The sequence below is a fragment of the Pseudomonas salicis genome (assembly GCF_057128705.1).
On sequence record NZ_JBSKHU010000001.1, the window covers coordinates 921,918 to 946,929 of the forward strand.

General features: G+C 62.5%; 16 protein-coding genes. 9 read left to right on the top strand and 7 right to left on the bottom strand.

What is annotated here, in order from left to right; translation table 11 throughout:
- The first annotated feature begins 11 nt into the window (after positions 1–11).
- Together ACWKWE_RS04295 and ACWKWE_RS04300 are read left to right on the top strand one after the other, a co-directional pair.
- Entirely contained in the window at positions 12–1,508 is a 1,497-nt protein-coding gene (locus ACWKWE_RS04295; RefSeq protein ID WP_166594552.1) for a CoA-acylating methylmalonate-semialdehyde dehydrogenase, read from the top strand.
- 152 nt (positions 1,509–1,660) lie between these two features.
- Positions 1,661–3,283: an MFS transporter gene (locus ACWKWE_RS04300; RefSeq protein WP_483849766.1), complete on the top strand. Its 1,623-nt coding sequence runs from the start codon at positions 1,661–1,663 to the stop codon at positions 3,281–3,283.
- A gap of 66 nt (positions 3,284–3,349) precedes the next feature.
- Here ACWKWE_RS04300 and ACWKWE_RS04305 read toward each other — a convergent pair whose 3' ends face one another.
- Positions 3,350–3,583, bottom strand: a complete 234-nt coding sequence (locus ACWKWE_RS04305; protein ID WP_341958007.1) for a hypothetical protein — start codon at positions 3,581–3,583, stop codon at positions 3,350–3,352.
- 185 nt (positions 3,584–3,768) lie between these two features.
- On the opposite strand from ACWKWE_RS04305, the gene xth reads away from it, so the two are divergent.
- The 3 genes from xth (at position 3,769) to ACWKWE_RS04320 (ending at position 6,462) form a co-directional block, all read left to right on the top strand.
- Complete coding sequence (gene xth / locus ACWKWE_RS04310) at positions 3,769–4,605, top strand: exodeoxyribonuclease III (RefSeq protein ID WP_483849767.1); 837 nt, start codon at positions 3,769–3,771, stop codon at positions 4,603–4,605.
- A gap of 136 nt (positions 4,606–4,741) precedes the next feature.
- Positions 4,742–5,170: a DUF2231 domain-containing protein gene (locus ACWKWE_RS04315; RefSeq protein ID WP_341958013.1), complete on the top strand. Its 429-nt coding sequence runs from the start codon at positions 4,742–4,744 to the stop codon at positions 5,168–5,170.
- Positions 5,167–6,462 carry a PQQ-dependent sugar dehydrogenase gene (locus ACWKWE_RS04320; protein WP_483849768.1) on the top strand — a complete coding sequence of 432 codons (1,296 nt, stop codon included), beginning with the start codon at positions 5,167–5,169 and terminating at the stop codon, positions 6,460–6,462. The genes ACWKWE_RS04315 and ACWKWE_RS04320 overlap by 4 nt, the downstream gene beginning before the upstream one ends.
- A 97-nt stretch (positions 6,463–6,559) precedes the next feature.
- On the opposite strand, the gene ACWKWE_RS04325 is transcribed toward ACWKWE_RS04320, so the two are convergent.
- Positions 6,560–8,473 (bottom strand): sigma-54-dependent Fis family transcriptional regulator, encoded by a 1,914-nt coding sequence (locus ACWKWE_RS04325; RefSeq protein WP_483849769.1) that lies wholly within the window; start codon positions 8,471–8,473, stop codon positions 6,560–6,562.
- A 255-nt stretch (positions 8,474–8,728) separates the two neighbouring features.
- Here ACWKWE_RS04325 and ACWKWE_RS04330 point away from each other — a divergent pair, with 255 nt between their 5' ends.
- The gene (locus ACWKWE_RS04330; protein WP_483849770.1) at positions 8,729–10,552 is read left to right on the top strand and encodes a flavin-containing monooxygenase; all 1,824 of its coding nucleotides are present in this window, start codon (positions 8,729–8,731) and stop codon (positions 10,550–10,552) included.
- 364 nt (positions 10,553–10,916) lie between these two features.
- On the opposite strand, the gene ACWKWE_RS04335 is transcribed toward ACWKWE_RS04330, so the two are convergent.
- From ACWKWE_RS04335 to ACWKWE_RS04350, 4 genes are read right to left on the bottom strand one after another with little or no spacing between them, the layout of a single operon-like run.
- Positions 10,917–12,359 carry an efflux transporter outer membrane subunit gene (locus ACWKWE_RS04335; protein WP_483849771.1) on the bottom strand — a complete coding sequence of 481 codons (1,443 nt, stop codon included), beginning with the start codon at positions 12,357–12,359 and terminating at the stop codon, positions 10,917–10,919.
- Between the two features lie 17 nt (positions 12,360–12,376).
- Positions 12,377–15,484, bottom strand: a complete 3,108-nt coding sequence (locus tag ACWKWE_RS04340) for an efflux RND transporter permease subunit (protein WP_483849772.1) — start codon at positions 15,482–15,484, stop codon at positions 12,377–12,379.
- Positions 15,481–18,678 (bottom strand): efflux RND transporter permease subunit, encoded by a 3,198-nt coding sequence (locus tag ACWKWE_RS04345; protein WP_483849773.1) that lies wholly within the window; start codon positions 18,676–18,678, stop codon positions 15,481–15,483. Before ACWKWE_RS04345 ends, ACWKWE_RS04340 begins: the two co-directional genes overlap by 4 nt.
- Positions 18,675–19,931 carry an efflux RND transporter periplasmic adaptor subunit gene (locus tag ACWKWE_RS04350; protein WP_483849774.1) on the bottom strand — a complete coding sequence of 419 codons (1,257 nt, stop codon included), beginning with the start codon at positions 19,929–19,931 and terminating at the stop codon, positions 18,675–18,677. Before ACWKWE_RS04350 ends, ACWKWE_RS04345 begins: the two co-directional genes overlap by 4 nt.
- A 317-nt stretch (positions 19,932–20,248) precedes the next feature.
- On the opposite strand from ACWKWE_RS04350, the gene ACWKWE_RS04355 reads away from it, so the two are divergent.
- From ACWKWE_RS04355 to ACWKWE_RS04365, 3 genes are all read left to right on the top strand, one after another.
- Positions 20,249–21,928 carry a methyl-accepting chemotaxis protein gene (locus tag ACWKWE_RS04355; RefSeq protein ID WP_166594562.1) on the top strand — a complete coding sequence of 560 codons (1,680 nt, stop codon included), beginning with the start codon at positions 20,249–20,251 and terminating at the stop codon, positions 21,926–21,928.
- 402 nt (positions 21,929–22,330) lie between these two features.
- Positions 22,331–23,032 carry a 3-oxoacid CoA-transferase subunit A gene (locus tag ACWKWE_RS04360; RefSeq protein ID WP_166594563.1) on the top strand — a complete coding sequence of 234 codons (702 nt, stop codon included), beginning with the start codon at positions 22,331–22,333 and terminating at the stop codon, positions 23,030–23,032.
- An 8-nt stretch (positions 23,033–23,040) separates the two neighbouring features.
- Complete coding sequence (locus ACWKWE_RS04365; RefSeq protein WP_483849775.1) at positions 23,041–23,682, top strand: 3-oxoacid CoA-transferase subunit B; 642 nt, start codon at positions 23,041–23,043, stop codon at positions 23,680–23,682.
- 77 nt (positions 23,683–23,759) lie between these two features.
- On the opposite strand, the gene ACWKWE_RS04370 is transcribed toward ACWKWE_RS04365, so the two are convergent.
- On the bottom strand, positions 23,760–24,914 hold the full coding sequence (locus ACWKWE_RS04370) for an OmpP1/FadL family transporter (protein WP_166594565.1): 1,155 nt from the start codon (positions 24,912–24,914) through the stop codon (positions 23,760–23,762).
- Between the last annotated feature and the right edge of the window lie 98 nt (positions 24,915–25,012).

A 25,012-nucleotide genomic window follows, 5' to 3' on the forward strand; every position in this document is an offset into this window, starting at 1 on the left:
GGAGCACATTCATGAGCGTTATCGGACACTGGATCAACGGCGAAACGACCACCCCTGATGGCCGCACCCAAGCGGTCTTCAACCCCGCCACCGGCGAGAGCAACACGCAAGTCGCACTGGCCAGCACCGTCACCGTGCAGGCGGCCATCGCCGCCGCCGAAGAGGCGTTTCCGGCCTGGCGCGACACTCCGCCCGCCAAACGCGCGCGGGTCATGTTTCGCTTCAAGGAATTGCTGGAGCAGAACGCGAATAAAATCTGCGAACTGATCGGCCTGGAACACGGCAAGATCAGCCATGACGCCGCGGGCGAATTGCAGCGCGGGATCGAGAACGTCGAGTACGCCTGCGGTGCGCCGGAGCTGCTGAAAGGCGAGCACAGCCGTAACGTCGGCCCGAACATCGACTCCTGGAGCGAGTTCCAGCCACTGGGCGTGGTGGCAGGCGTGACCCCGTTCAACTTCCCGGTGATGGTGCCGTTGTGGATGCTGCCGATGGCCATCGTCTGCGGCAACACCTTTGTCCTGAAACCCTCCGAACGCGACCCGAGCAGCACCCTCTACATCGCGCAACTGCTCCACGAAGCAGGCCTGCCAGCCGGTGTGCTGAACGTGGTCAATGGCGACAAGGAAGCCGTGGACGCCCTGCTGTTCGACCCTCGCGTGAAGGCCGTCAGCTTTGTCGGTTCGACGCCGATCGCCGAGTACATCTATCGCACCGCGACTTCCCAAGGCAAACGCTGCCAGGCGCTGGGCGGCGCGAAAAACCACGCCATCGTCATGCCCGACGCGGACCTCGATAACGCAGTCAATTCGTTGCTGGGCGCCGCGTTTGGCTCGTCCGGCGAGCGTTGCATGGCGCTGTCAGTGGCTGTTGCGGTGGGCGATGCCGTGGCGGACGCGCTGATCGGCAAACTCACCGAAGCGATGCAAGGGCTGAAATTCGGCGTGCACACCGACGCCAGCAACGACTTTGGCCCGCTGATCACCGCCGCCCACCGCGACAAGGTCGTGGGCTTCATCGACAGCGCCGAGTCTCAGGGTGCGCGAATCGTCGTCGATGGCCGTAACGCCCGCGTGGCGGGTCATGAAGACGGTTTCTTCGTCGGCGCGACGCTGATCGATGCGGTCAACGCCGACATGGACAGCTACAAGGCCGAGATTTTTGGCCCGGTGCTCCAAGTCATCCGCGTGGCGACCATGGACGACGCCATGAAGCTGATCAACGACCACGAATACGGCAACGGCACCTGCATCTACACCCGCGACGGTGAAGCCGCCCGCTATTTCAGCGACCGCATTCAAGTGGGCATGGTAGGGATCAACATCCCGCTGCCCGTCCCTGTTGCCTCCCACAGTTTTGGGGGCTGGAAACGTTCGCTGTTCGGCGATTTGCATGCGTATGGCCCGGACGGTGTGCGCTTCTACACCAAACGTAAAACGATCACTCAGCGCTGGCCATCGGCGAACGTGCGCGAGGGCGCCGAATTCTCGATGCCGACCATGAAATGATCCGATGAAAGGCAGGCGCCATGGCGCTCCCGGGCGTGGCGCCTGCCATCCCCGCTGATTAGACTGCGGGTGCATACGTAAGCAGCAAGACAGCGTTTCCACATGCAATAAAAACAATAATGGCTGGGGCCTTTGGGCCGAGGAAAACACTTATGGCAGGTTATGTGCAGCAAGAAGGCGCCGCGCACGCGAGCAGCGCCGCCAAGGAAGAACGCAAGATCATCATCGCGTCTTCCCTGGGTACGGTTTTCGAGTGGTACGATTTTTTTCTCTACGGGGCATTGGCGGCAGTCATCAGTAAGCAGTTCTTCGCCGGCGTAAATGAGACCACCGCGTTCATCTTCGCCCTGCTGGCGTTCGCCGCAGGCTTCATCGTCAGGCCGTTCGGCGCGCTGGTGTTTGGCCGGATCGGCGACATGGTTGGCCGCAAATACACCTTTCTCGCCACGATCATCATCATGGGCCTCTCGACGTTCGCCGTGGGCTTGCTGCCCGGCTACGCCAGCATCGGCATCGCGGCGCCCATCATTCTTGTCGTCTTGCGCATGCTTCAAGGCCTGGCGCTGGGTGGCGAATACGGCGGCGCGGCAACCTACGTGGCCGAACACGCGCCGAAAAACAAACGCGGCTTTCACACAGGATTCATTCAATCGACAGCTACATTGGGGCTGTTGCTGTCGCTGGCAGTGGTCCTGGCCTCTCGCCTGATTGCCGGTGACGGGTTCGACACCTGGGGCTGGCGCATTCCGTTCCTGCTGTCGATCGTGCTGGTGGCGATTTCGACGTGGATTCGCATGAGCCTGCATGAGTCGCCGTCGTTCACCAAAATGAAGAGCGAAGGCAAGCTGTCCACGTCGCCGATCCGCGATTCGTTTACCGTCTGGCCCAACCTCAAGGTGGTGCTGATCGCCCTGTTCAGCGTCAACGCCGGTCAAGCCGTGACGTTCTACGCGGCGCAGTTCTACGTGCTGTTCTTCCTGACGCAGGTGCTCAAGGTTGACCCGTCGCTGGCCAACACCTTGCTGATCGTCAGTGTGATCATCGGCGCGCCGTTCTTCGTGTTTTTCGGCTGGCTGTCCGACCGGATCGGCCGCAAGAAAATCATCGTCACCGGCCTGCTGCTGGCGACCGTGCTGTACTTCCCGCTGTTCAAGATGCTGGGCCACTACGCCAACCCGCAGATCGACGCCGCACGCCAGCAATCGCCGATCGTGGTGGTGGCGGACCCGGCGACGTGCACCTTCCAGTTCGATCCGGTGGGCAAGGCGAAATTCGACAGCCCGTGCGACAAGGTCAAGACCCTGCTGATCAAGCAAGGCCTGCCGTACACTTCGCAATCTGCAGCCGCTGGCGCCACCGTGCAAGTCACCGTGGGCAGTACGCAGATCACCGGTTACGACGAAGCGGCATTGAACGGCGCGGTCAAGGCTGCCGGTTACCCTGCCAAGGCTGACTCCGCGCTGGTAAACGCGTCCGGCGTGGTGCTGGTGATTGTGGCCCTGATGCTGATCGCGACGATGACCTACGGCCCGCTCGCCGCCTTGATGGTCGAGCTGTTCCCGACCCGCATCCGCTACACCTCAATGTCGCTCCCCTACCACATCGGCAACGGCTGGTTCGGCGGATTACTGCCCACCATCTCCTTCGCGCTGGTGGTGTACACGGGCGACATCTTCTATGGGTTGTGGTACCCGGTGCTGGTAACGGCGGTGAGCCTGGTCTGCAGCCTGCTGTTCTTGAAGGAAACCAAGGACGTGGACCTCGATAAGGTCTGACCTGCGAATGAGCATCACACTGGAGATCGAGCCCGCTCGCCCTCCAGTGTGTCGCGTTTTTCCTCGTTACCGCAGCGGCGGATGCTCTGCCGACACAGCGTCATTGGCCTCGACGTCCGACATGTCCTCCTCCAGGGGCGCTTCGTCGTCGGGCTTCAGGGGAATTTCTCCCTCGCCTTCGCCCACGTCGTCGCTGCCCGGTGGCGGATTGGGAATCACGTCGGGTCTGCCGGGTTCCAGCGGCTCGATGGAGTCGACCGCGTTTTCAGTACCACCTGGAATGCCTGTTGATGGATTCATTGCACACCTCGCTAGGCCGCGAATGAGTCGCGACATACAGATATGAAGTCCCCCGCCAACGGTTTGTTCGATGAAGTTCGCCAACGGTCGTCAATCGACAGTACAGCAACGTTATAAAGCGGCGAACTCCGTGAACGGCACACCCTCTGATGAACAGGTCCTGATCGTTCGAGGCTATGCCCGCCATGGAAAACCTGAAAATCGCCACGTTCAACGTCAACGGCATCGGTGCACGACTGCCGAACCTGTTGCAGTGGCTGGAGCGTGAGCAGCCGGACATCGTCTGTCTGCAAGAACTCAAGGCGCCGGACAAGGCCTTTCCTGCCCACGAGATCGAAGCGGCGGGCTATGGCTCGCTGCACCTGGGGCAGACGTCGTGGAACGGGGTCGCGATTCTGGCCCGTGACGCCGAGCCGTTGCTGATCCGTAAAGGCTTGCCAGGGGAAGAACTGGACACCCAGGCGCGGTATCTGGAGGCCGCCGCCCACGGCGTGGTGGTCGCGTGCCTGTACCTGCCCAACGGCAACCCGCAGCCCGGCCCCAAGTTCGACTACAAACTGCGCTGGTTCGAGCACCTGATCCAGCACGCCGAATCATTGCAGGCCAGCGACCACCCGGTGGTGATGGCCGGCGACTTCAACGTCGTGCCCACGGACGAAGACATCTATAACCCCCGCTCATGGCTGAAAGACGCCCTGCTCCAGCCCGAAAGCCGCGACTGTTATGCCCGGCTCCTCGCCCAAGGCTGGCTGGATTCGCTGCGGCACCTGTACCCGGACGAACGCGTCTACACCTTCTGGGATTATTTCCGTCAGCACTGGCAGAAGAATTCCGGCTTGCGCATCGATCACCTGTTGGTCAATCCGGTGTTAGCGCCGCACCTGCACGACGCGGGCGTCGATGCCTGGGTGCGCGGCGAAGAACACCCCAGTGACCACGCCCCGACCTGGATTCGCCTGGGTGCCGCCCGCAAGGCCAAACCCCGGAAAACCCCGCGGAAGAAGACAAGCGCCGACAAATAGAGCGTCGTCGAACAATCGGTTGAACTAACGCGTCTGCTTCAGGATCACTTTTAACGCGCGCACTGAGCGCAAATCCCCTTCGCGAGCCCTGTTGCTCGCGGCTTTGGTACAGGTCGATGAACGACAAGGAGCTCACGTGACCGACACTGCCTACTCCCCCTACCGCCACCTCCCCGGCCCGCTTCACGCGATTTTGCTGGCGGGCACGGTCCCGTTGTTTCTCGGCGGGCTGCTGAGCGACATCGCCTACTACAACAGTTACCTGATCCAATGGAGCAACTTCGCGTCGTGGCTGATTGCCGGGGCCATGCTGTTCTGTGGCCTGGCGTTGCTGTTTGCGCTGGTCAACCTGATCCGGGCGGAGCGCAAATCCGGCCGCCCGGTCCTGTATTTCTTGCTCCTGCTCGTCACGTGGGGGCTGGGCTGGATCAATTCATTCGAACACGCCAAGGACGCCTGGGCCGTGATGCCGTCGGGGCTGATTCTGTCGGTGATCGTGACCGTGCTGAGCATCGTTTCCGCCTGGATCGGTCTGACCAACCTTCGCTCGGGAGACGCACGATGAAACCTGCCTTCGCACTGACTGCCCTGTCCATGGCCCTGCTGCTGAGCGCTTGCGGTGCAGGAAAGGACAACCCGCAAGCCCACGGCCCGGACCCGAAAATGCCTCAGGCTGAACGCGGGTTGCTGCCGAGCATGAAAATCGCCGAGCCGGTGGCCTGGGGTGACCAGAAACCCAAGGTGCCCGAGGGTTACAGCATCTCGGCGATTGCCACTGACCTGAAAGTGCCGCGCCAGACGTTGGTGCTGCCCAACGGCGACATTCTGATCGCGGAAGGCAAAGGCGGCACCGAAGCGCCGAAGCTCAAGCCCAAGGACGTCATCGCCAGTTACATCAAGGCCGAAGGCAACACAAAGGTCAAAGGCGGCAACCGCCTGACCCTGTTGCGCGATGCCGATGGCGACGGCAAATACGAGATGAAGACCGTGTTCGCCGAAAACCTCAACGCGCCGTATGGGCTGGCCTACGCGAACGGCAAACTGTACGTCGCCAACCAGGACGCGCTGGTGCGCTTCGACTACACCGACGGCCAGACCAAGGCCACGGGCGAGCCCGTGACCGTCACCGAGCTGCCAGCGAAGATCAATCACCACTGGACCAAATCACTGGCCATCACCCCGGACGGCAACACGCTGTACGTGGGCATCGGTTCGAACAGCAACGTCACCGAGCGTGGCATGGAGGTCGAACTGGACCGGGCGCAGATCTGGCAGATCGACGCCAAGACTGGCGCGCACAAACCGTACGCCACGGGCACCCGTAACCCGACGTCGTTGAAAATCCAGCCCGGCACTGGGGTGCTGTGGGCCGTGGCCAACGAGCGGGATGAATTGGGTGAAGACCTGGTGCCCGATTACCTGACGTCGATCCGTGAAGGCGCATTTTACGGCTGGCCGTACAGCTATTGGGGCCAGAACGTCGACACCCGCGCCCAGCCGCAAGACCCGAAAAAGGTTGCGCTGGCCGTGAAGCCGGATTACAGCCTCGGGTCTCACGTGGCCGCGCTGGGTCTCGACTTCTCGATCCCGGCCATCGGCGACAAATTCGCGGATGGCGTTTTTGTCGGCGAGCACGGCAGCTGGAACCGCGAGAACCCGGTGGGCTACAAAGTGGTGTTCGTGCCGTTCAGCAACGGTAAGCCTTCCGGCGAGCCGGTGGATTTCGCCACCGGTTTCCGGGGTGACGACGGCAAGACCCGAGGCCGTCCGGTCGGGGTCACGGTGGACCCTCGCGGTGGCGTGATCATTGCGGATGACCTGTCCAATACGGTCTGGCGTGTGACGCGCAATCGTTGAGTCCTCACGCTTGAGTTCGCATGTTTGAGCTGGAAAGGGAGGCGGCTGTCTCGGCAGCGCCTCCCGCGTCCTGACAACCCTACCCCTCTTCTAGACGCTAGCTCTCCGTTCGGCGCGCTATCCCGTGTTGTCGCAGTTTGCGGTACAGCGTATTGCGACTGATGTTGAGGCGAGTGGCGACCCGACCGATGTGCCAACGCTCTTCATCGACCAGCGCCATGAGCGTCTGCCGCTCCGATGCACCGAGAGGGTCCTCGCAGTCGGTCTCCGATGCCGGTGGCGCGGGAAGCAGCTCCAACGCATCCTCCAGCGTGATACGCCCCTCCCACGCGAGTGCGACCAGCGTACGAAGGCAAATTCGAAGTTGCCTCACATTCCCCGGCCAGGCCTGTGCCATCAGGTGTTCACGCACGCCGGGTTCCAGCTGTATCGCACTGTCGCCTGCTTCCTTGCGCAGCAGAAAGTCGAGCAGCGGGCCCTTGTCCGAACGCTCACGCAGCGGTGGAATCTGCACCGTGAACCCGCCAAGGCGATAAAACAGGTCTTCACGAAAGCGCCCTGCCACCACACTTGCCTGAAGGTCCTGATGGCTCGCACTGATGAGCCGAATGTCGATCGGACGTGGCGCACCGCTGCCCAGCGGCACCACTTGCCGCTCTTCAAGCACGCGCAACAGCCGGGTTTGCAGCGCCAGCGGCATGTCGCCGATTTCATCGAGAAACAGAATGCCGCCGTGGGCCTGTTCGAGCTTGCCGACCATGCCCTCCTTGCGGGCGCCGGTGAAGCTGCCACCCTGATAGCCGAACAGCTCGCTTTCGATGAGGCTTTCCGGGATCGCCGCGCAATTGATCGCGACGAACCGCTGATTCGATCGTGAACTCGCACGGTACAACGCCGCCGCGAATGCCTCTTTACCGGTCCCGGTTTCCCCCTGCAAAAACACCGGCACGTCGCGTTCCAACACCCTGAGCGCACGGCTCAGACCGCGCTGCAAACGCTCGTCCTCCATGCAGAACTGGTCATCGTTGATGTGTGGCAGCGCACGCCTGGCGTTGAGAGCCGTGGGCGTTGCGATGCGAACGGGTGCGCGCAACTGACCGTAAAACAGGCGACCGTCGACCAATCGCATGGGCCAGCACAGGGTGGGCTGATGGCTTGAATACCGGATGACCTGCTCAGCAGGCATTTCGAGCAGCGTCGACAGGGACTGCCCGATCAATTGATCCCGCGTGGCCCCCAGAAGATCCAGCGCCGCCTGATTCACCGAACGTATGCGGGCCGTGTCATCAAAGCTGACCAGCCCTTCGCCCAGCAGCCCGACGAACCGCGCTTCGGGGTGAAACCGAAGGAGGTACAGCTGGGGTTCATGGCCCAGAAAGAAACAGTTTTCGATCAGTTTGGCGGACAGGTTGGTCAACGCCATCGCTTGCAGCATGGCGGAAGGGCTCTGGTCCTCCCGCGCCGAGGACAGGTTCAGTACAGCGAGCAACTCGCCCTGGTCGTCGAACACAGGACTGGCCGAACAACTCAACCCGGCGTGCTTTCCCCGAAAGTGCTCATCCCGGCGGATGGTCACCTGTAGACGCTCCACCAGGCACGTTCCGACCCCATTGGTGCCCTCGACGTCCTCCCCCCACATTGCGCCGAGCCAGAGGCCCGCTCGCTGGAAGTCGGTGCGTTCCGCGTCATTGAACACGCTGTCGATCACCACGCCCTGAGCATCGGTCAGCATGACCACATGGCCATCGCCGCCCAACTGCTGGTGCAGGCTGCTCATCTGCCAGCGCGCCACTTTGATGATGTGTTCAAGGGGCGCGCGGTGGGCGTTGAGGGTGTGGTTTTCCAGCACATTGGGCGGGCGTCGGCTGGCCGGGTCCAGCCCGTGTTGGTCCAGGCAGCGACGCCAGGACCGGGTGATCGCGGGGTCTTTCGCAAAATCGGCAGTCTTCGGCGAGCCCTGTACAGCCTGCAGCACCTGCTGGGCATGGGCGCTGAGCAATGCGGACGTCATATTTTTATTCTCCGCTGCATATCGGTATGCACTTTATTCCGCAGCTTAGGCGAAAAGGCCAGCCCGTGCGGCTTCATCTGCCCAACGTGACACTTTGTTCAGCGTGATTTCCAAATGCGTGACACATCACTGGCAACGGGGGCGTTGGATGTGGGCTTACGTCGCTCCAACGCCCTGTCCAGAGCGGTTTTTCCGACGTGGCCCGGGGTTTGCTCAGCTCACGGGCCACAACAACAAAAAACAGGGAGAAGCCCCATGAATGTTGCGATTGAAACCCCGTTGCAAACCCCCACTGCCCAACTCAGCGACTGGCTTGCGCGCCTGAGTGATCACCTCGCCCAGCGAGACATTCCCGGTACGTTGGAGCTGTTCGCAGAGGAATGCTACTGGCGGGATTTGCTGCTGTTCAGCTGGAACCTGGTGACCCTCGAAGGCAAGGCCTCCATTTCCGACCTGTTGACCGAACGGCTCGAACAGACAAAACCGGACCACTGGAACGTGGACGGCGAAGCGACCCTGAACGACGGCGTGCTGGAAGGCTGGATCACGCTGGAAACCGCCGAAGCGCGCGGCAAGGGTTACGTGCGTCTCAAGGACGGTGTGTGCTGGACGCTGTTGACCACCATGCGCGAACTGAAGGGCCATGAAGAACCCAGCGGCCGTCGCCGTCCATTCGGCGCCAACCACGGCCATGGCCATGCCGACAAACGCAACTGGCTGGAACGCCGTCGCGATGAAGAAGCGTCGCTGGGCATCACCACGCAGCCCTATTGCCTGATCGTCGGCGGCGGGCAAGGCGGTCTCGGTCTTGCCGCACGCCTCAAGCGCCTGGGCGTGCCAACGCTGATCATCGACAAGGCGGACCGGCCTGGCGACCAATGGCGGGGGCGCTACAAATCCCTGTGCCTGCATGACCCGGTCTGGTACGACCACATGCCGTACCTGCCCTTCCCCGATCACTGGCCGGTGTTCACGCCGAAGGACCAGATCGGCGACTGGCTGGAGATGTACAGCAAGGTCATGGAGCTCAACTACTGGGCGCGCACCGAATGCGTGAATGCGCGCTTCGACGAGCCGTCCCGGACCTGGCGCGTAGAAGTGGAACGCAACGGCGAGCGTCTCGTCTTGCAGCCGACCCAACTCATTCTGGCGACCGGGATGTCCGGGGTGGCCAACATACCGTCCTACGCTGGCGCCGACACTTTCAAAGGCCAGCAGCACCACTCCAGCCGCCATCCCGGTGGCGATGCGTGGAGTGGCAAGAAAGCAGTGGTCATCGGCGCAAACAACTCGGCCCACGATATTTGCGCGGACCTGGTGGAAAACGGCGCCGACGTGACGATGGTGCAGCGCTCATCCACCCACATCGTGCGCTCCGACAGCTTGATGGAGCTGGTGTTTGGCGGGCTGTATTCGGAAGACGCCGTGGAAAGCGGCCTGACCACGGACAAGGCGGATATGCTGTTCGCGTCGATCCCGTACAAGGTGATGCCGAGTTTTCACAAGCCGGTGTTCGAAGCCATTCAGGAACGTGACAAGGATTTCTACGACGGTTTGAGCAAGGCCGGTTTCATGCTCGATTTCGGCGATGACGACTCCGGGCTGTTCATGAAGTACGTGCGTCGCGGGTCGGGTTACTACATCGACGTCGGCGCCTCCGAGTTGATCGCCAATGGCACGATCAAGCTCAAGAGCGCGCCGAACTTAGGTGTCGAGCGGATTGAGGCCGATGCCGTCATCCTCAACGATGGAACGCGTCTGCCGGCTGACCTGATCGTCTACGCCACCGGGTATGGTTCCATGAACGGCTGGGCGGCGAAGCTGATTTCTCAGGAAGTCGCCGACAAGGTCGGTCGGTGCTGGGGACTGGGTTCAGGCACCACCAAAGACCCAGGCCCGTACGAAGGTGAACTGCGCAACATGTGGAAGCCGACGCAACAGGAAAACCTGTGGTTCCACGGCGGCAACCTTCACCAGTCACGGCATTACTCGCTGTACCTGGCGTTGCAGTTGAAAGCGCGGTTCGAAGGGTTGTCGACGCCGGTGTACAAGCTGGCCGAGACGCACCATATCGATTGAGGTGCTAAAGCAGTCCGATGCCGGGTTTCGGCATCGGACTCGTCATCCACTGTGGGAGCGAATTCATTCGCGAATGGCCAGTGCAGGCGCTGAAAATGTGTCGTCTGGAATACCGTTTCGCGAATGAATTCGCTCCTACAGAAGTCGGAGGCGCCGCCAGATTCAGGTATGGCGCGGACTCAAACTGTGGGAGCGAATTTATTCGCGAGACGGCGGTGCATCCGATAGAGATGTGCAGCGTGTACGGGCCCCTCGCGAATGAATTCGCTCCCACAGGTCAACGGCGTGACAGATTCTGGGATTGAGCTCGGGCCTGAGGGGTGTCTCTACCTCAAGCACGCCCGTCATTCGGCTTGCCAAATCCTCACAACCCCTCCCATCCCCCACCCAGCGCCGCTTGAAGCTGCACACTCGCGGTGAGTTGCGTCGCCACCAGGCTCAACAACGTCTGCCGCTCGTTGAGGCTGGTGGCCTGCGTCGTCGCGACATCCAGATAATCGATCACCCCGGCTTCGTACTGATCCCGACTCACCGACGCCGATTCTTCCGCCGATTGCGCGGAGTTGCGACGCGCCAGCAATTCCGGTTCCAGCGTGCGCAGTTCCACCAGATAATCCTCCACCTCGCCTAATCCCGTCAGCACGGTCTGGCGGTAGGTGGCGACGGTCGCGTCGTAGGCGTGGCGGGCCTGATCGACGCTGGCTTCGGTGGCGCCGAAATCGAGGATGTTGCCGGTCAGGCTCGGGCCGATGGACCAGAAGCGGTTCGGGATCGAGAACAGGTTGCTGATCGTCGAGCCTTGATAGCCACCGCTGGCGCTCAGCGTCAGGTCGGGGTAGTACGCAGCGGTCGCCACGCCCACTGCCGCGTTGGCCGCGGCCATTTGCCGTTCGGCCGAGGCGATGTCCGGGCGGCGTTCCAGCAGGCGGCTCGGTACACCCGTCGGCACGTTGGGCACGTGGTACCGCCAGGCCGGATCGGCCGCCAACGCAAAGTCGGCCGGCGGTTTGCCGATCAAAAGCGCGATGGCGTGCTCGAACTGCGCCCGCTGCCATTGCAGATCAAGCATCGAGGCCTGGGCGCTCTGCAACTGCGTTTTGCCGGTGGCGAGGTCCGCCCGCGACGAAATCTGCTCGTCGTACTTGTTCTGGATGATCTGCAAATAGCGCTCGTAACCGGCGATGGTCTCGCGGTAGAGCACGATGCGCTGGTCCAGCACCCGCAATTGAAAGTAATCCTGTGCCAGTGACGATTGCGCACTGAGGGTGGCGTTGGCCAAATCGGCCGCGCTGGCCTGGGCACTGGCGCGGTCCTGCTCGGTGGTGCGGCGCAGCTTGCCCCAGATGTCCGCTTCCCAGCTCAAATCAAGGCTCGCCGAATATTCCTTCCGCACCCCGCCCGCACTGCTGCCCCCGCTGGTGCCACTCGTGCCGGACGAAGAGCCCGTGCCCGTTTCACTGCGCGTCCCGGACCCTGTGGCGTCCAGCGTCGGGAACAGGTTGGCGCGCGATTGCCGCACCAGCGCCAACGCCTGCTGGTACTGCGCGGCGTAGAGCGCCACGTTCTGGTTATTGAGCTGCACCTGATCCACCAGCGCGTTCAACTGCGGGTCCTGATACCGCGTCCACCACGGCCCTTTGGGCTGATCATCCTGCGGACTGGCGGCCTTCCAGCCTTCGGCCTCCTTGAAAGTCGCCGAGATCGGCGCGGTGGGCCGGTGGTAATCCGGGCCGACCATGCAGCCGCTCAACAGGCCGCTGCTCAGCACCACGAAAAGACACAAACGGGAAAACGGTGGAGCGTTCATTCATTCAACCCTGTCAGTCAGCCGGGCACGTGAGTGCGGCGAATACGCGTGTGCCAGACGTGGCGGGAGGCACGGCTCAAGCGATCGAGATAGAGGTACACCACCGGCGTGGTGAACAGCGTCAGCACCTGGCTCAACACCAGGCCCCCGGCGATGGCCACCCCCAGTGGCTTGCGCAGATCGGCGTCGCCGCCACTGCCGAGCGCCAACGGCAAGGCGCCGAAAAACGCCGCGAGTGTGGTCATCATGATGGGCCGGAAACGCATGCGGCAGGCTTCGATGATCGCCTGCTCCGGCGGCAGATGACGGTCTCGCTCGGCCATCAGCGCGAAGTCGATCATCATGATCGCGTTCTTTTTGACGATGCCGATCAACAGCAGAATGCCGATCAGCGCGATCACCGTCAGCTGCATGTTCACCGCCTTGAGCAATAACAGCGCCCCTACCCCGGCCGATGGCAAGGTCGAGAGGATGGTCAGCGGGTGGATGTAGCTCTCGTACAACACGCCCAAGACGATATAGACCGCCAGCAACGCTGCCGCGATCAGCCAGGGCATGCTCGCGGCGAGGGCCGCATAGGCTTGAGCGGTGCCCGCGAAACCGTATTGCACGTCACGGGGCATGCCGACCTTGTCCACCGCGTTGTTGATCGCCACGGTCGCCTGATCCAGCGAAACACCGTCCTGCAAGTTGAAGGCAATGGTGCTGGTGGCCGACTGGCCCTGGTGCGCGACGGCCAGCGGCGCGTTGTCCGGGCTGAAGGTGGCGAAGGCGGTCAGCGGCACTTGCTGGTTGTCGCTGTTGATCACGTACATGCGGTCGAGCATGGTCGGGTCGCGGGTGTAGAACGGGTCCAGGCCCATGACCACGTGGTATTGGTTGAGGGTTTTGTAGAGGGTCGCCACCTGGCGCTGGCTGTAGGCGTTGTTCAGCAGGTTGTCGATGTCGGTGACGCTCACGCCCAGCCGGCTCGCTGCGGCGCGGTCGATGTGCAGCTTGAGTTCTTGCCCGCCGGTTTGCGCATCGGAGTCGATGCCCGTCAGTTCCGGCAAGGCGCGTAACGCAGTCTCGACCTTCGGTTCCCACTGGCGCAACACGTCGAGGTCGTCCGCCTGAAGGCTGAACTGGTACGTGGCGTTGGCGCTGCGCCCGCCGACGCGAATGTCTTCCGCCGGGGTCAGGAACACTTGAATCCCCGCTGACGTGTTATTCGCTTTGGTAAGACGGTTGGCGATCACTGCCGCGCTGCTGGTGCGCTGGGTGTAATCCTTGAGCCTCACGAAGAAGTCACCGGTGTTGCGCGAGCCTGCCCGCCCGCTGCCGGTAGACGACATCACCGCTTCAACGTCCGGGTCCGCCGCCAGATCGTGTGCGATCTTCATCAGGTACGGCTTGAGCGCCTGAAACGAAATGTTCTGGTCGGCCCGCACCGCGCCCATCAACACCCCGGTGTCCTGGGCCGGAAAGAAACCCTTCGGCACCGTGGCGTACAGGTACACATTGAGCACCACGGTCAGCAGCAGGCTGAACAGGGTCAGCAGCCGGTGACGCAGGACCCAGCCCAGCGCCGTGATGTACGCGCCTTGCATTCGGGCCAGTCCGGCTTCGATCCAGCGATACAGCCGCGGCTCAGAGGCATCGTGGGCCGGTTGGCGCAACAGCAACACGCACAGCACGGGCGTCAGGCTCAGGGACACGATCATCGACAGCCCCAGCGCGATGCTCAACGTCACGGCGAACTCACGAAACAGCCGCCCGACGATGCTGCCCATCAGCAGAATCGGGATGAACACCGCGATCAGCGACAGGGTCATCGACAGCACCGTGAAGCCCACTTCCCGGGTCCCCATCAGCGCTGCACGCAGCGGGCGCATGCCCATTTCCTGGTAACGGGCAATGTTTTCCAGCACCACGATGGCGTCGTCCACCACAAAACCGGTGCAGATGATCAGCGCCATCAGCGACAGGTTGTCGAGGCTGTAGCCCAACAAATACATCAGCGAGCAGGTGCCGATCAGCGACACCGGCAACACCACCGCCGGGATCAGCGTCGCCCGCACGTTGCGCAGGAACACGAAGACCACGGCGATCACCAGCAGCGTGGCGATCAGCAGGGTTTCCTCGGTGTCGTGCAGAGACGAGCGCACCGTCGGGCCACGGTCGATGACGCTGATCAATTGCACGTCGCCGGGGATTTCGCGCTGCAACTCGGGAAGCAGCGCCTTGATCCGGTCGATGGTCTGCAACATATTCGCGCCCGCCTGGCGGGTCACCCCGAGGGTCACGGAGGGCTGGCCGTTGTAATAGCCGCCGACGAAGGCGTCTTCCACCGAGTCATAGACGTTGGCCACGTCCCGCAGGTGCACGGCGCTGCCGTTCTGGTAGGTGATGACCAGCGCCTGGTAATCAGCGGCCTTGTCGATCTGGTCGTTGGCGTCGACCACCCAACTCTGCCCGTCGCCCTGCAAAATGCCCTTGGGCTTGGCCTTGGTGGCGTTGTTGATGACGGTGCGCACGGTTTCCAGCGAAATCCCGGCGTGATTCAGCAGGTTCGGCTGAATGTCGATCCGCACGGCCGGCAACGCACCGCCGCGCACCGACACTTCGCCGACGCCGTTCACCTGCGCGACTTTCTGTTGCAGCTTGCTGTACGCGAGGTCGTAAAGCTCGCCGGGGCTGCGGGTCGATGAGGTCAAGGCCAGCATCAACACCGGCGCTTCGGACGGGTTGGCCTTGCGGTAGGTCGGCAACGACGGCATGGAACTGGGCAACAGGCTGCGGGAGGCGTTGATCGCAGCCTGCACGTCCCGGGCGGCACCGTTGATGTCGCGGTCGAGTTCGAATTGCAGGATCAGCGTGGTCGAGCCCTGGCTGCTGGTGGACGTCATCTCGGTGATCCCGGCGATCTGTCCGAGGCTGCGTTCCAATGGCGTGGCCACTGTGGCGGCCATGGTTTCGGGACTGGCCCCCGGCAATGAGGCGCTGACCATGATCGTCGGGAAGTCCACCTGTGGCAGCGGCGCCACCGGCAGCAACGTGTAACCGAGAATCCCGACCAGCGTGATGCTCAGGCTCAGCAGCAAGGTGGCGACCGGGCGCCGGATGAACAGCCGCGAGAGGTTCATGCCTCGCCTCGGTCAATGCGCGTGCTGCCATGGTTGAAGCGCGCCTTCGCCCGTTCCGACAGGCTATCGAACAGCAAGTAAATCACCGGCGTGGTGAACAGCGTCAGCACTTGGCTCAGCAGCAACCCACCGACGATCACCAGCCCCAGCGGACGCCGCAGTTCCGCGCCCGCCCCGGTCGCCAGCATCAATGGCAAGGCGCCGAACAACGCTGCGAGGGTGGTCATCAGAATCGGCCGCAGACGGAGCAAGGCCGCGCGATGAATCGCATCGCGGGCGCTGAGGCGCTGTTGCTGACGGCCTTCGAGGGCGAAGTCGATCATCATGATCGCGTTTTTCTTGACGATGCCGATCAGTAGAATCACCCCGATCAATGCAATCAGGCTGAATTCGGTACCGGTCAGCAACAGCGCAAGCAACGCGCCGATGGCCGCCGAGGGCAAGGTCGAGAGGATGGTCACCGGGTGAATGAAACTCTCGTAGAGCATGCCCAGCACGATGTACATGGTTACCAGCGCCGCGAGAATCAGCCACAGCGTGTTGCCGGTGGCGGTCTGGAACGCTTCGGCGGCGCCCTGATAACGCAGGGTGATGCTGGTCGGCGCGGCCAGATCGGTCATGACCTGAGCGATGGCCTGCTGCGCCTGCTCCAGCGAATAGCCGTCCGCCAGGTTGAACGACACCGTCACGGCCGGGAATTGATCCAGCCGGCTCAACGACAGCGAACCGGTGCGCTGCCCGACCTTGGCAATGTCGGTCAGGCGCACCATCTGTGCAGGTGTTGTGGTGGTCGTGGACGTCGCCGTGCTGCTGGTGCTCGACGACGCGCCGGTGGTGGCCGTAGTCGTGGCGTTGGTGATGCCCGTTGCAGCCGACAGGTAAATGTTGTCGAACGCCGCGAGGTTCTGCTGAAACTGCCCCGGCACTTGCAGCACCACGCGGTACTGGTTGGACTGGGTGAAGATCGTCGAAATCAAGCGCTGGCCGAAGGCGTTGTACAGCGCGGTATCGACATCTGACGCGCTGATCCCGTAACGCATGGCCGCCGCCCGGTCCAGCTCGACATAGGCCACCAGCCCCTGATCTTGCAGGTTGTCGATGACGTCGCGCATTTCCGGGCGCTGTTGCAGTTTCTCCATCAGCGTCGGCACCAGTGCCGAGAGGTTCGCGCTTTCGGAATCGTCGAGGGTGAACTGGTACTGGCTGGGGGTCAGTTGGTCATCGACGGTGAGGTCTTGCGAGGACACCAGATTGAGCTGAATCCCGGCCACCGCGCTGGCGGCTTTTTCCAGACGGGTGATGACCTGAGTGGCGGTTTCGTCCCGGTCTTCGAAGGGCTTGAGGTCGATCTGCAAGCGGCCGTTGTTCAGCGAGTCGTTGTTGCCGTCGACACCAATGGTGGACGACACCGACGCCACCGCCGGGTCCTGGCGCACCACCTCCACCATCGCCTGCTGCCGCCGCGCCATCTCACTGAACGACACGTCCTGGGAGGCCCGGGTAAAGCCTTGAATCAGCCCGGTGTCCTGCGTCGGAAAGAAGCCCTTGGGCACGACGAGGTACAAAAACGCGGTGAGCGCGACGGTGCCGACTGCCACCAGCAACGTCAGCTTCTGGTGATCCAGCACCCACACCAGGCCGCGGTCGTAGCCGTCCAGCACCTTTTGGTACTGCCGGTCCCCCCACGCGGCAAAACGCCCCTTCCCTTCTTCGGGCACATGACGCAGCAGGTGCGCGCAGAGCATCGGGGTCAGGGTCAACGAGACGATCATCGACACCAGAATCGCCACCGCCAGCGTGATCGCGAACTCCCGAAACAATCGCCCCACGACGTCGCCCATGAACAACAGCGGAATGAGCACGGCGATCAGCGAGAACGTCAGCGAGATGATGGTGAAGCCGATTTCCTGCGAACCCTTGAAGGCCGCCGCCATCGGCTCTTCGCCTTCCTCAAGGTGCCGGGAGATGTTCTCGACCACCACGATGGCGTCGTCGATGACGAAGCCGGTGGCGATGGTCAGCGCCATCAGCGTCAGGTTGTTCACGCTGAAACCGGCGAGGTACATGACGCCAAACGTGCCGATCAGCGAAAGCGGCACCGCGAGGCTGGGGATCAGCGTGGCGGTGAAACTGCCGAGAAACGCAAACGTCACCAACACCACGAGCCCGATGGACAGCATCAGCTCGATCTGCACGTCCTTGATCGACGCACGAATGGTCTGGGTACGGTCGCTGATCACGGTCAGCTTCACCGAATCCGGCAGCGCCGACTGCAAGGTCTGCAACTTCTGCTCGATGCTGTCGACCACTTCGATGACGTTGGCGCCGGGCTGACGCTGCACCGCGATGACAATGGCCGGCTGGCCGTTGGCGGTGGCGGACAGGTACTGGTCCTGAGGCGCCTCGGCGGCGGTGGCGACGTCCTTGAGGCGCAGGGCCGAGCCGTTTTCGTAGGCGAGGACCAGTTCGCCGTACTCCACGGCATCCCGCAGCTGGTCGTTGGCGTCGATGGTGATCGAGTGCGACGGGCCGTCAAACCCGCCTTTGGAGCCATTGACGTTGGCGGCGTTGACCTTGTCGTAGACGTCTTCCAGCGTCAGGCCGTGGGCTGCGAGGCTGGTGGGGTTGACCTCGATTTTCACCGCTGGCTGCTGACCGCCCGCGAGGCTGACCATACCGACGCCCGATATCTGCGAGAGCTTGAGGGCGACGCGGGTGTTGATCAGGTCCTGCACACGGGTCAGCGGCAGGCTGTCGGACGTGGCAGCGAGGGTCAACACGGCGGTGTCGGCCGGGTTGACCTTCTTGTAGGTCGGCGGGTTCGGCAAGTCGCTGGGCAGCAGGCTGTTGGCGGCGTTGATTGCGGCCTGTACTTCCTGCTCGGCGACGTCCAGCGACAGGTCGAGGGAAAACTTCAGCGTGATGACCGAGGCCCCCGCCGAACTGGTGGAATACATCTGCGCCAACCCGGCCATTTGACCCAGTTGGCGTTCAAGGGGGGCGGTGACCGCCGACGCCAACACGCTGGAACTGGCGCCGGGATAGAGCGTACTGACCTGAATCGTCGGGTAATCGACTTCGGGCAATGCCGAGGTCGCGAGCAAACGGTAGGCGAAGATACCGGCCAGCATCACCGCCAGCATCAGCAACATCGTGGCGACCGGACGCTGGATAAACAGCCGTGATGGGTTCATGGGGCGGTGGTACCGGCGGTACGCTTGCCGGTTTTTTCGGTGGCGATGTCCGTGCCGGCCTTCTCGATTTCGACCTTGCTGCCGTCACGCAAGTGATCGATGCCCCGCGTCACCACCTGCTCGCCCAGCGCCACGCCCTCGGTGATCACGGTCTGATCGCTCATGACGGGGCCGACCTTGATGCTGCGACGGTTGACCTTGCCGTCCTTCACCGCATACAGAAACTCGCCCGTGCTGCTCAACTGCACGGCGGCAGATGGCACGACGACGGCGTTGTGCAGGGTGTCGGTGGTCAGCTTCACGTTGACGAACTGGTTGGGGTAGAGCTTTTCATCCGGGTTATCGAACTGCGCCTTGAGTTTGATGCTGCCGGTGTTGGTGTCGATTTCGTTGCTGATGAACTTCAGTGTGCCGCTGGCCAACGGCGTGGTGCCCAGTTGATCGAGGGCCTGCACGCTCAGTGATTCGCCTTTGCGCACTTTCGGCAAGAGCGACGCCAGTTGCGCTTGCGGCAGGCTGAACGTCACGGCGATGGGGTTGGTCTGGGTGACAGTGACGATGCCCGTGGTGCTGCTGGACGACACGATGTTGCCGGGGTCCACCAGGCGCAAGCCGACGTAGCCGTCGATGGGCGAGACGATTTTGGCGTAGACCAGGTTCAGCTTCGCCGCATCGATCTGGCCCTGATCGGCCTTTACCGCACCGGCGTACTGCCCGACCGTGGCCATCTGGGTGTCCAGGTCCTGTTTGGCCAGCGAGTCCTTGGCGAATAGCCGTTTATAGCGTTCGGCGGTCAGTTGCGCGCTTTTGAGCAGCGCCTGATTCTGCGCCATGTCGCCCTGGTACTGATCGAGCGTGGCCTGATAGGCGCGGGGGTCGATCTGCGCCAGCAACTGGCCTTTTTTCACGTACTGGCCTTCGGTGAAATACACCGCCATCAGCTCACCGTCGACGCGGCTGGTGACTGTGACCGAATAATTCGGGATCACCGTGCCCAGCGCCTGCTGAATCACCGGTACATCCGCTGCTGCTGCCGTCCCGACCGCCACGCTCACCGTGGCGTTGGGGTCGGTCATCCCCGGCCCGGCATGACGTCCGCCGGGGCTGGCAGGCACGGCGCTGCCGTCACGCTGGGTCGGCGCATTGGCGGGCGTGTGCCGAAGGTAAAGAAAGACAGCGACGAGGGCTGCGACTATCAGGAGCGCAATGACAACGATGCGCTTGCGTGAACGGGCTGCCGGGATCTGGGTCATGGGTGACTTCTGCTGGACATGGGATAACGCGTGCAACGGTCAACGACGCGGCTTAGAACGCGGTCGGTGTAGTGTCATTTAGCCCTCCATGGAGAGTTGTAACAAGCTGTAAAGATGACCTTTTCAGATTATTTACATTGTGAAAGCCCCGTCATTTTTATCGCCAGAAAGTTCCATCCCTACTCTTCAATTAGACAGATGTCTAACACGGCTCAAACATTCCTACGTACTACTACGAGCATCAAATCTGTTACATGCTGGTTATCATCAGCCCGCCTTCGTGCCGACCCCAATAACAAATTTCCGGTGCTGAAAACATGACCCTTTCTATCCGTAGCAAAGTCGTTTTGCTGTGCGTTGTCCCTGCGCTATTGCTCGCCGTGCTGATTACGGGTTTGGCGGTGATGCTGTTGCAGAAAACGGCCGACGACCAGATCAACGACACGCGCCGTACCCTGATCACTGATCGCCAAAACGCCCTGGAACATTCGGTCCAGGTTGCCCAAAGTGCGATCGCCTCCCTTTACGACGCCTCCGCACCCGGCGACCTGACCGCGCGCGACAAGGCCGTCAATGTCCTCAAACAACTGCGTTACGGCACCGACGGTTATTACTTCGGTTACGACGCCAATAGCGTGCGAGTGTTCTGGGCTGACAAGGACGTGAAGATCGGCGAGAGTTTCAGCAACTTTCGCGACCCTGATGGCGTGTTCGTGATCAACGAACTGGTGCGGGTGGCCAAGGCCGGGTCGCACTATCAGCGGTATCGCTTCCCGGTGCCGAACAGCGACAAGGTCGTGCCCAAGATCGGCTATGCGCTGTACCTCGAAAAATGGAATTTGATGATCGGCACGGCGGTGAACATGGACGACATCGACGCTCAGGTCGCCCAAGTGAGCGACGAGCTCAAGTCCCGTCGCGCGGAGCTGGTGTGGCAAATCCTGGCGCTGAGCATCGTGGCGTCCATCCTGCTGGCGCTGTTGGCCGCGTGGCAGGTGAAACGCTTGTTCAATCCGCTGCTGCAACTGCGCCTCCAGCTGGAAAACATCGCCTCGGGTGACGGCGACCTGACCCGTCGACTCCCTGTGACAAGAAACGATGAGCTCGGCGAACTGGCGGTGGCCTTCAACCGTTTCGTCGAGAAAATTCAGGGGCTGATCGGCAACGTCACCGGCATGACCCTGCGCCTGAACACGTTGGTGACGGGTGTCACCGATCAGGCGCAGCGCTCTGAACGGGCCATGGACCTGCAACGTCAGGAGACCGATCAGGTCGCAGCGGCGATCAACGAAATGAGTGCCGCCGCGTTGCAAGTCGCGCAAAACGCTCAGGAAGCGGCTCGGGCGGCCAATCAGGCGCAGCACGAGGGGGCGTCCGCCGGGCAGATCGTCAGCGCCAGTGTCGACAGCATTCACGGGTTGGTGGACAACCTGCGCGTCAGCGGCACCTCCCTGACAAGATTGCAAACCGAGGTGGACGCCATCGCCGGGGTGCTCGGGGTGATTCGTGCCATCGCCGAACAGACCAACCTGTTGGCCCTCAACGCCGCCATCGAAGCCGCACGGGCCGGTGAAGCGGGTCGCGGTTTTGCGGTGGTTGCGGACGAGGTTCGGGCGCTGGCCAGCCGCACCCAGGAGAGCACCAAAGAGATTCACGGCATGATCGGCCGACTGGAAGCGGGCACGGTCGACACCGTCAGCGCCATGAAGCAGTCCAGTGACGCGGGTAACCAGACCCGCGAACAGGCGGCCCGGGCCACCACCTCGCTGGACGCCATCGGCGCGCTGATTTCCACCATCAACGCCATGAACGCCCAGATCGCCAGCGCCGCCGAGCAACAGACCGCAGTCTCCGAAGAGATCAACCGCAGCGTTCAGCAGATTGCATCCTCTATCGAAACCGTCGCCCAAGACACGCAACAGGGGGCCAATACGGCACGGGAGCTGTCGCTGCTCAGTCAGGAACTGACCACGGCGGTGGGGCAGTTCAGGGTGTGAGTCCCCGGTGATTCACACAGGCTTTTGCGTCGGCCGTACCGCCTTCGCGAATGAATTCGCTCCCACAATTGAGGCCGCGGCATGGCTGAACCCTGCGGCGACACCGGCCCCTGTGGGAGCGAATTCATTCGCGAAGGTGGGGTCAGGCGACACAGCTCCATCGACCGAACGGGCCACTCGCGAATGAATTCGCTCCTACAGTTGGCCCGTAGCGCACCCTGCCCTCGTCTACGTCTCCAAAATCCCGTCCGATAATCGCCCAACTTCGCCACCACAGCCCCCTCTGTCCGCGCACTTTATGGTGTGATGCGCCGGTCGCTTACACGTGGCCGCGCAGTCGAAGTAACCGGGATCGTGAGTGCCCCCTTCCTGACGCCGCCCTTTCAGAACGAGGAGCTGTCCGTGATTGACAAGAGATTCGAATCCATCGCCGCTGCGGTGGAAGGCATACGTGATGGCGCCGTCATCATGGTCGGGGGCTTCGGCAGTGCCGGCATGCCGTCCGAATTGATTGATGGCGTCATCGCCACGGGTGCGCGGGAGCTGACCATCATAAGCAACAACGCGGGTAACGGCGATCACGGCCTGGCGGCATTGCTCAAGGCGGGCAGCGTACGCAAGGTCGTGTGCTCCTTCCCGCGCCAGTCGGACTCCTACGTGTTCGACGAGCTGTACCGCGCCGGTAAAGTCGAACTGGAAGTGGTGCCTCAGGGCAACCTGGCCGAACGCATTCGTGCCGCGGGCTCGGGCATTGGCGCGTTCTACTCGCCCACCGGCTTCGGCACCCTGCTCGCCGCAGGCAAGGAAACCCGCGTGATCGATGGCCGGGACTACGTGCTGGAAATGCCCCTCCACGCCGACATCGCCCTGATCAAGGCCCACAAGGGCGACCGCTGGGGCAACCTCGTGTACCGCAAGGCGGCACGTAATTTCGGGCCGATCATGGCGATGGCTGCGAAAGTCGCCATCGCTCAGGTCGATGAAATCGTGGAACTGGGCCAACTGGACCCGGAACACATCATCACCCCCGGGATTTTCGTCCAGCGCGTGGTGGCCGTGCCGGGCCACGCCGTCTCTCCTTCCGCCACCGCCACTGCCGTCTGAGGCCTGCCATGACCGTCACTCAAAAACTGTCGCGCACCGACATGGCCCAACGCGTGGCCGCCGACATCCCCGAAGGGGCTTACGTGAACCTTGGCATTGGCCTGCCCACGCTGGTGGCCAATTACCTGGGCGACAAGGAAGTCTTCCTGCACAGCGAAAACGGCATCCTCGGCATGGGCCCCTCCCCCGAGCCCGGCGCCGAAGACGATGACCTGATCAACGCGGGCAAGCAGCACGTCACCCTGCTGACCGGCGGCGCGTTTTTCCACCACGCCGACTCCTTCTCGATGATGCGCGGCGGCCACATCGACATCGCCGTGCTCGGTGCCTTTCAGGTGTCCGTCACCGGTGATCTCGCCAACTGGCACACCGGCGCCGAAGGCTCCATCCCTGCCGTCGGCGGCGCGATGGACCTGGCCACAGGGGCTCGCCAAGTGTTCGTGATGATGGACCACCTGACCAAGACCGGCGAAAGCAAACTCGTCGAACAGTGCAGCTACCCGCTGACCGGCATCGGTTGCGTGACCCGCATTTATACCGACCTGGCGATTCTGGATGTTACGGATCAGGGGTTGCTGGTGCGGGAAATGGTGGCCGACATCACGTTTGAAGAACTGCAACAGCTCAGCGGTGTGCCGTTGCGTCAGTAGTTCGTGCCCTCCCGCCAGGGCGGGAAAGGAGAACACCGCCCGGCATGCGGGGTGCCGGACGGTGGCCCAGGCCAGCGTTAGAACTTGTAGCCGAAACCGACGGCGAGCATATGCAGTTCGCCGCCCGCTTCCGTGCCTTCGCTGGGTCCGGTGCCCTTGGTGATGTGACGCAGGTCGTACATGTACGAGCCGCTCACTTCGAGGTCTTTGGATACGGTGTAGGTCAACCCGGCCGTGACGCTTTTAGGCTGGTTGCACGGGCAAATGGCAATCAGCGTTGCTTCGTCGTTCGGCACCTGATGGTTGGCCAGCGACACGCCCCCGCGAACCTGCAAGCGGTCGTTGACCTTGTAGTTCGCCCCGAAGCGGAAGACGTTCTGGTTCTGCCAGCCGAATCCCGGCCCACGGCTGGAACCGGGCGCACCGCCTTCTACCAGCGAGTTGTTGAACGTCTTCTGACTTGCCCAGTTCAGCCACACGTAGTCGAAGGCGAACGTCCAGTCGCCCCAGTCGTAGGCCAGCCCCGCGCCCGCCTGTTGTGGTGCGTTCAACTGCCCGTTTGGAATGATGTCGTCATGGGCGTCCAGTTTCTGAAACCACACCGGTGACGAGTACGTGAGTCCCAGGCGCAGATTGGGCGCAATAGTGCCCAGGTAGCCGACGCCAAAACCGATCCCCAACGCGTGATCGGTGTCATTGGTGGCACCGAAATTTTCCAGCCCATGCAGCATCAGGCTTTCATAGCCCAGCTTCACCGAGAAACCGAGGTAATGGCCCGGCGCGAACTGGTAGGTCGCGGTGGGCGAGAGAATCAGTTGCCCCAGTTCCGATTTGACCTTCGAGGTGCCGAACGCCGGAATCGGTTTGCCGTAGTCCACCCCCGCGCCGTACCCGGCAGCCGTGAGGCCGAAGGTGACGTCGGGCGAATATTGATAGTTGGCGCCGAAGCCCGGCAGCAACAGAAAGATGTCATCGCTGTTTTTGGCCCCGTGGACGTTGGAACGCAACTGCCCCACGGTCGCCATCACGTTGCCGTCCACCCGCGACCCCACCGCGCCCATGCCGGCCGGGTTGTTGATCGCGGCGGTGGCATCCACGGGATTGGCGATGGACGCCCCGCCCATGCCCATGGCGGTGACCCCATACCCCGCATACTGAGGGCCGTTTGCCGCTTCCACCCTCGCCGCTAACATCACCGTTCCCGCAAGGATGACGCCCAGCACATTTTTCATGACCCTGATTCCTTATATTTATTGTTGGCAGGTCAATGCCCACGGCGTTGCCTCAGGCAAGCCGAACCCGCAACGTCAGCGAGAGGGCCGACGCCGGT

Bases quoted from the DNA above. Each gene is read 5' to 3' on its own strand.
- ACWKWE_RS04295 (WP_166594552.1), top strand. From the start codon at position 12: ATGAGCGTTATCGGACACTGGATCAACGGCGAAACGACCACCCCTGAT.
- ACWKWE_RS04300 (WP_483849766.1), top strand. From the start codon at position 1,661: ATGGCAGGTTATGTGCAGCAAGAAGGCGCCGCGCACGCGAGCAGCGCC.
- ACWKWE_RS04305 (WP_341958007.1), bottom strand. From the start codon at position 3,583: ATGAATCCATCAACAGGCATTCCAGGTGGTACTGAAAACGCGGTCGAC.
- xth (WP_483849767.1), top strand. From the start codon at position 3,769: ATGGAAAACCTGAAAATCGCCACGTTCAACGTCAACGGCATCGGTGCA.
- ACWKWE_RS04320 (WP_483849768.1), top strand. From the start codon at position 5,167: ATGAAACCTGCCTTCGCACTGACTGCCCTGTCCATGGCCCTGCTGCTG.
- ACWKWE_RS04325 (WP_483849769.1), bottom strand. From the start codon at position 8,473: ATGACGTCCGCATTGCTCAGCGCCCATGCCCAGCAGGTGCTGCAGGCT.
- ACWKWE_RS04330 (WP_483849770.1), top strand. From the start codon at position 8,729: ATGAATGTTGCGATTGAAACCCCGTTGCAAACCCCCACTGCCCAACTC.
- ACWKWE_RS04335 (WP_483849771.1), bottom strand. From the start codon at position 12,359: ATGAACGCTCCACCGTTTTCCCGTTTGTGTCTTTTCGTGGTGCTGAGC.
- ACWKWE_RS04340 (WP_483849772.1), bottom strand. From the start codon at position 15,484: ATGAACCTCTCGCGGCTGTTCATCCGGCGCCCGGTCGCCACCTTGCTG.
- ACWKWE_RS04345 (WP_483849773.1), bottom strand. From the start codon at position 18,678: ATGAACCCATCACGGCTGTTTATCCAGCGTCCGGTCGCCACGATGTTG.
- ACWKWE_RS04350 (WP_483849774.1), bottom strand. From the start codon at position 19,931: ATGACCCAGATCCCGGCAGCCCGTTCACGCAAGCGCATCGTTGTCATT.
- ACWKWE_RS04355 (WP_166594562.1), top strand. From the start codon at position 20,249: ATGACCCTTTCTATCCGTAGCAAAGTCGTTTTGCTGTGCGTTGTCCCT.
- ACWKWE_RS04365 (WP_483849775.1), top strand. From the start codon at position 23,041: ATGACCGTCACTCAAAAACTGTCGCGCACCGACATGGCCCAACGCGTG.
- ACWKWE_RS04370 (WP_166594565.1), bottom strand. From the start codon at position 24,914: ATGAAAAATGTGCTGGGCGTCATCCTTGCGGGAACGGTGATGTTAGCG.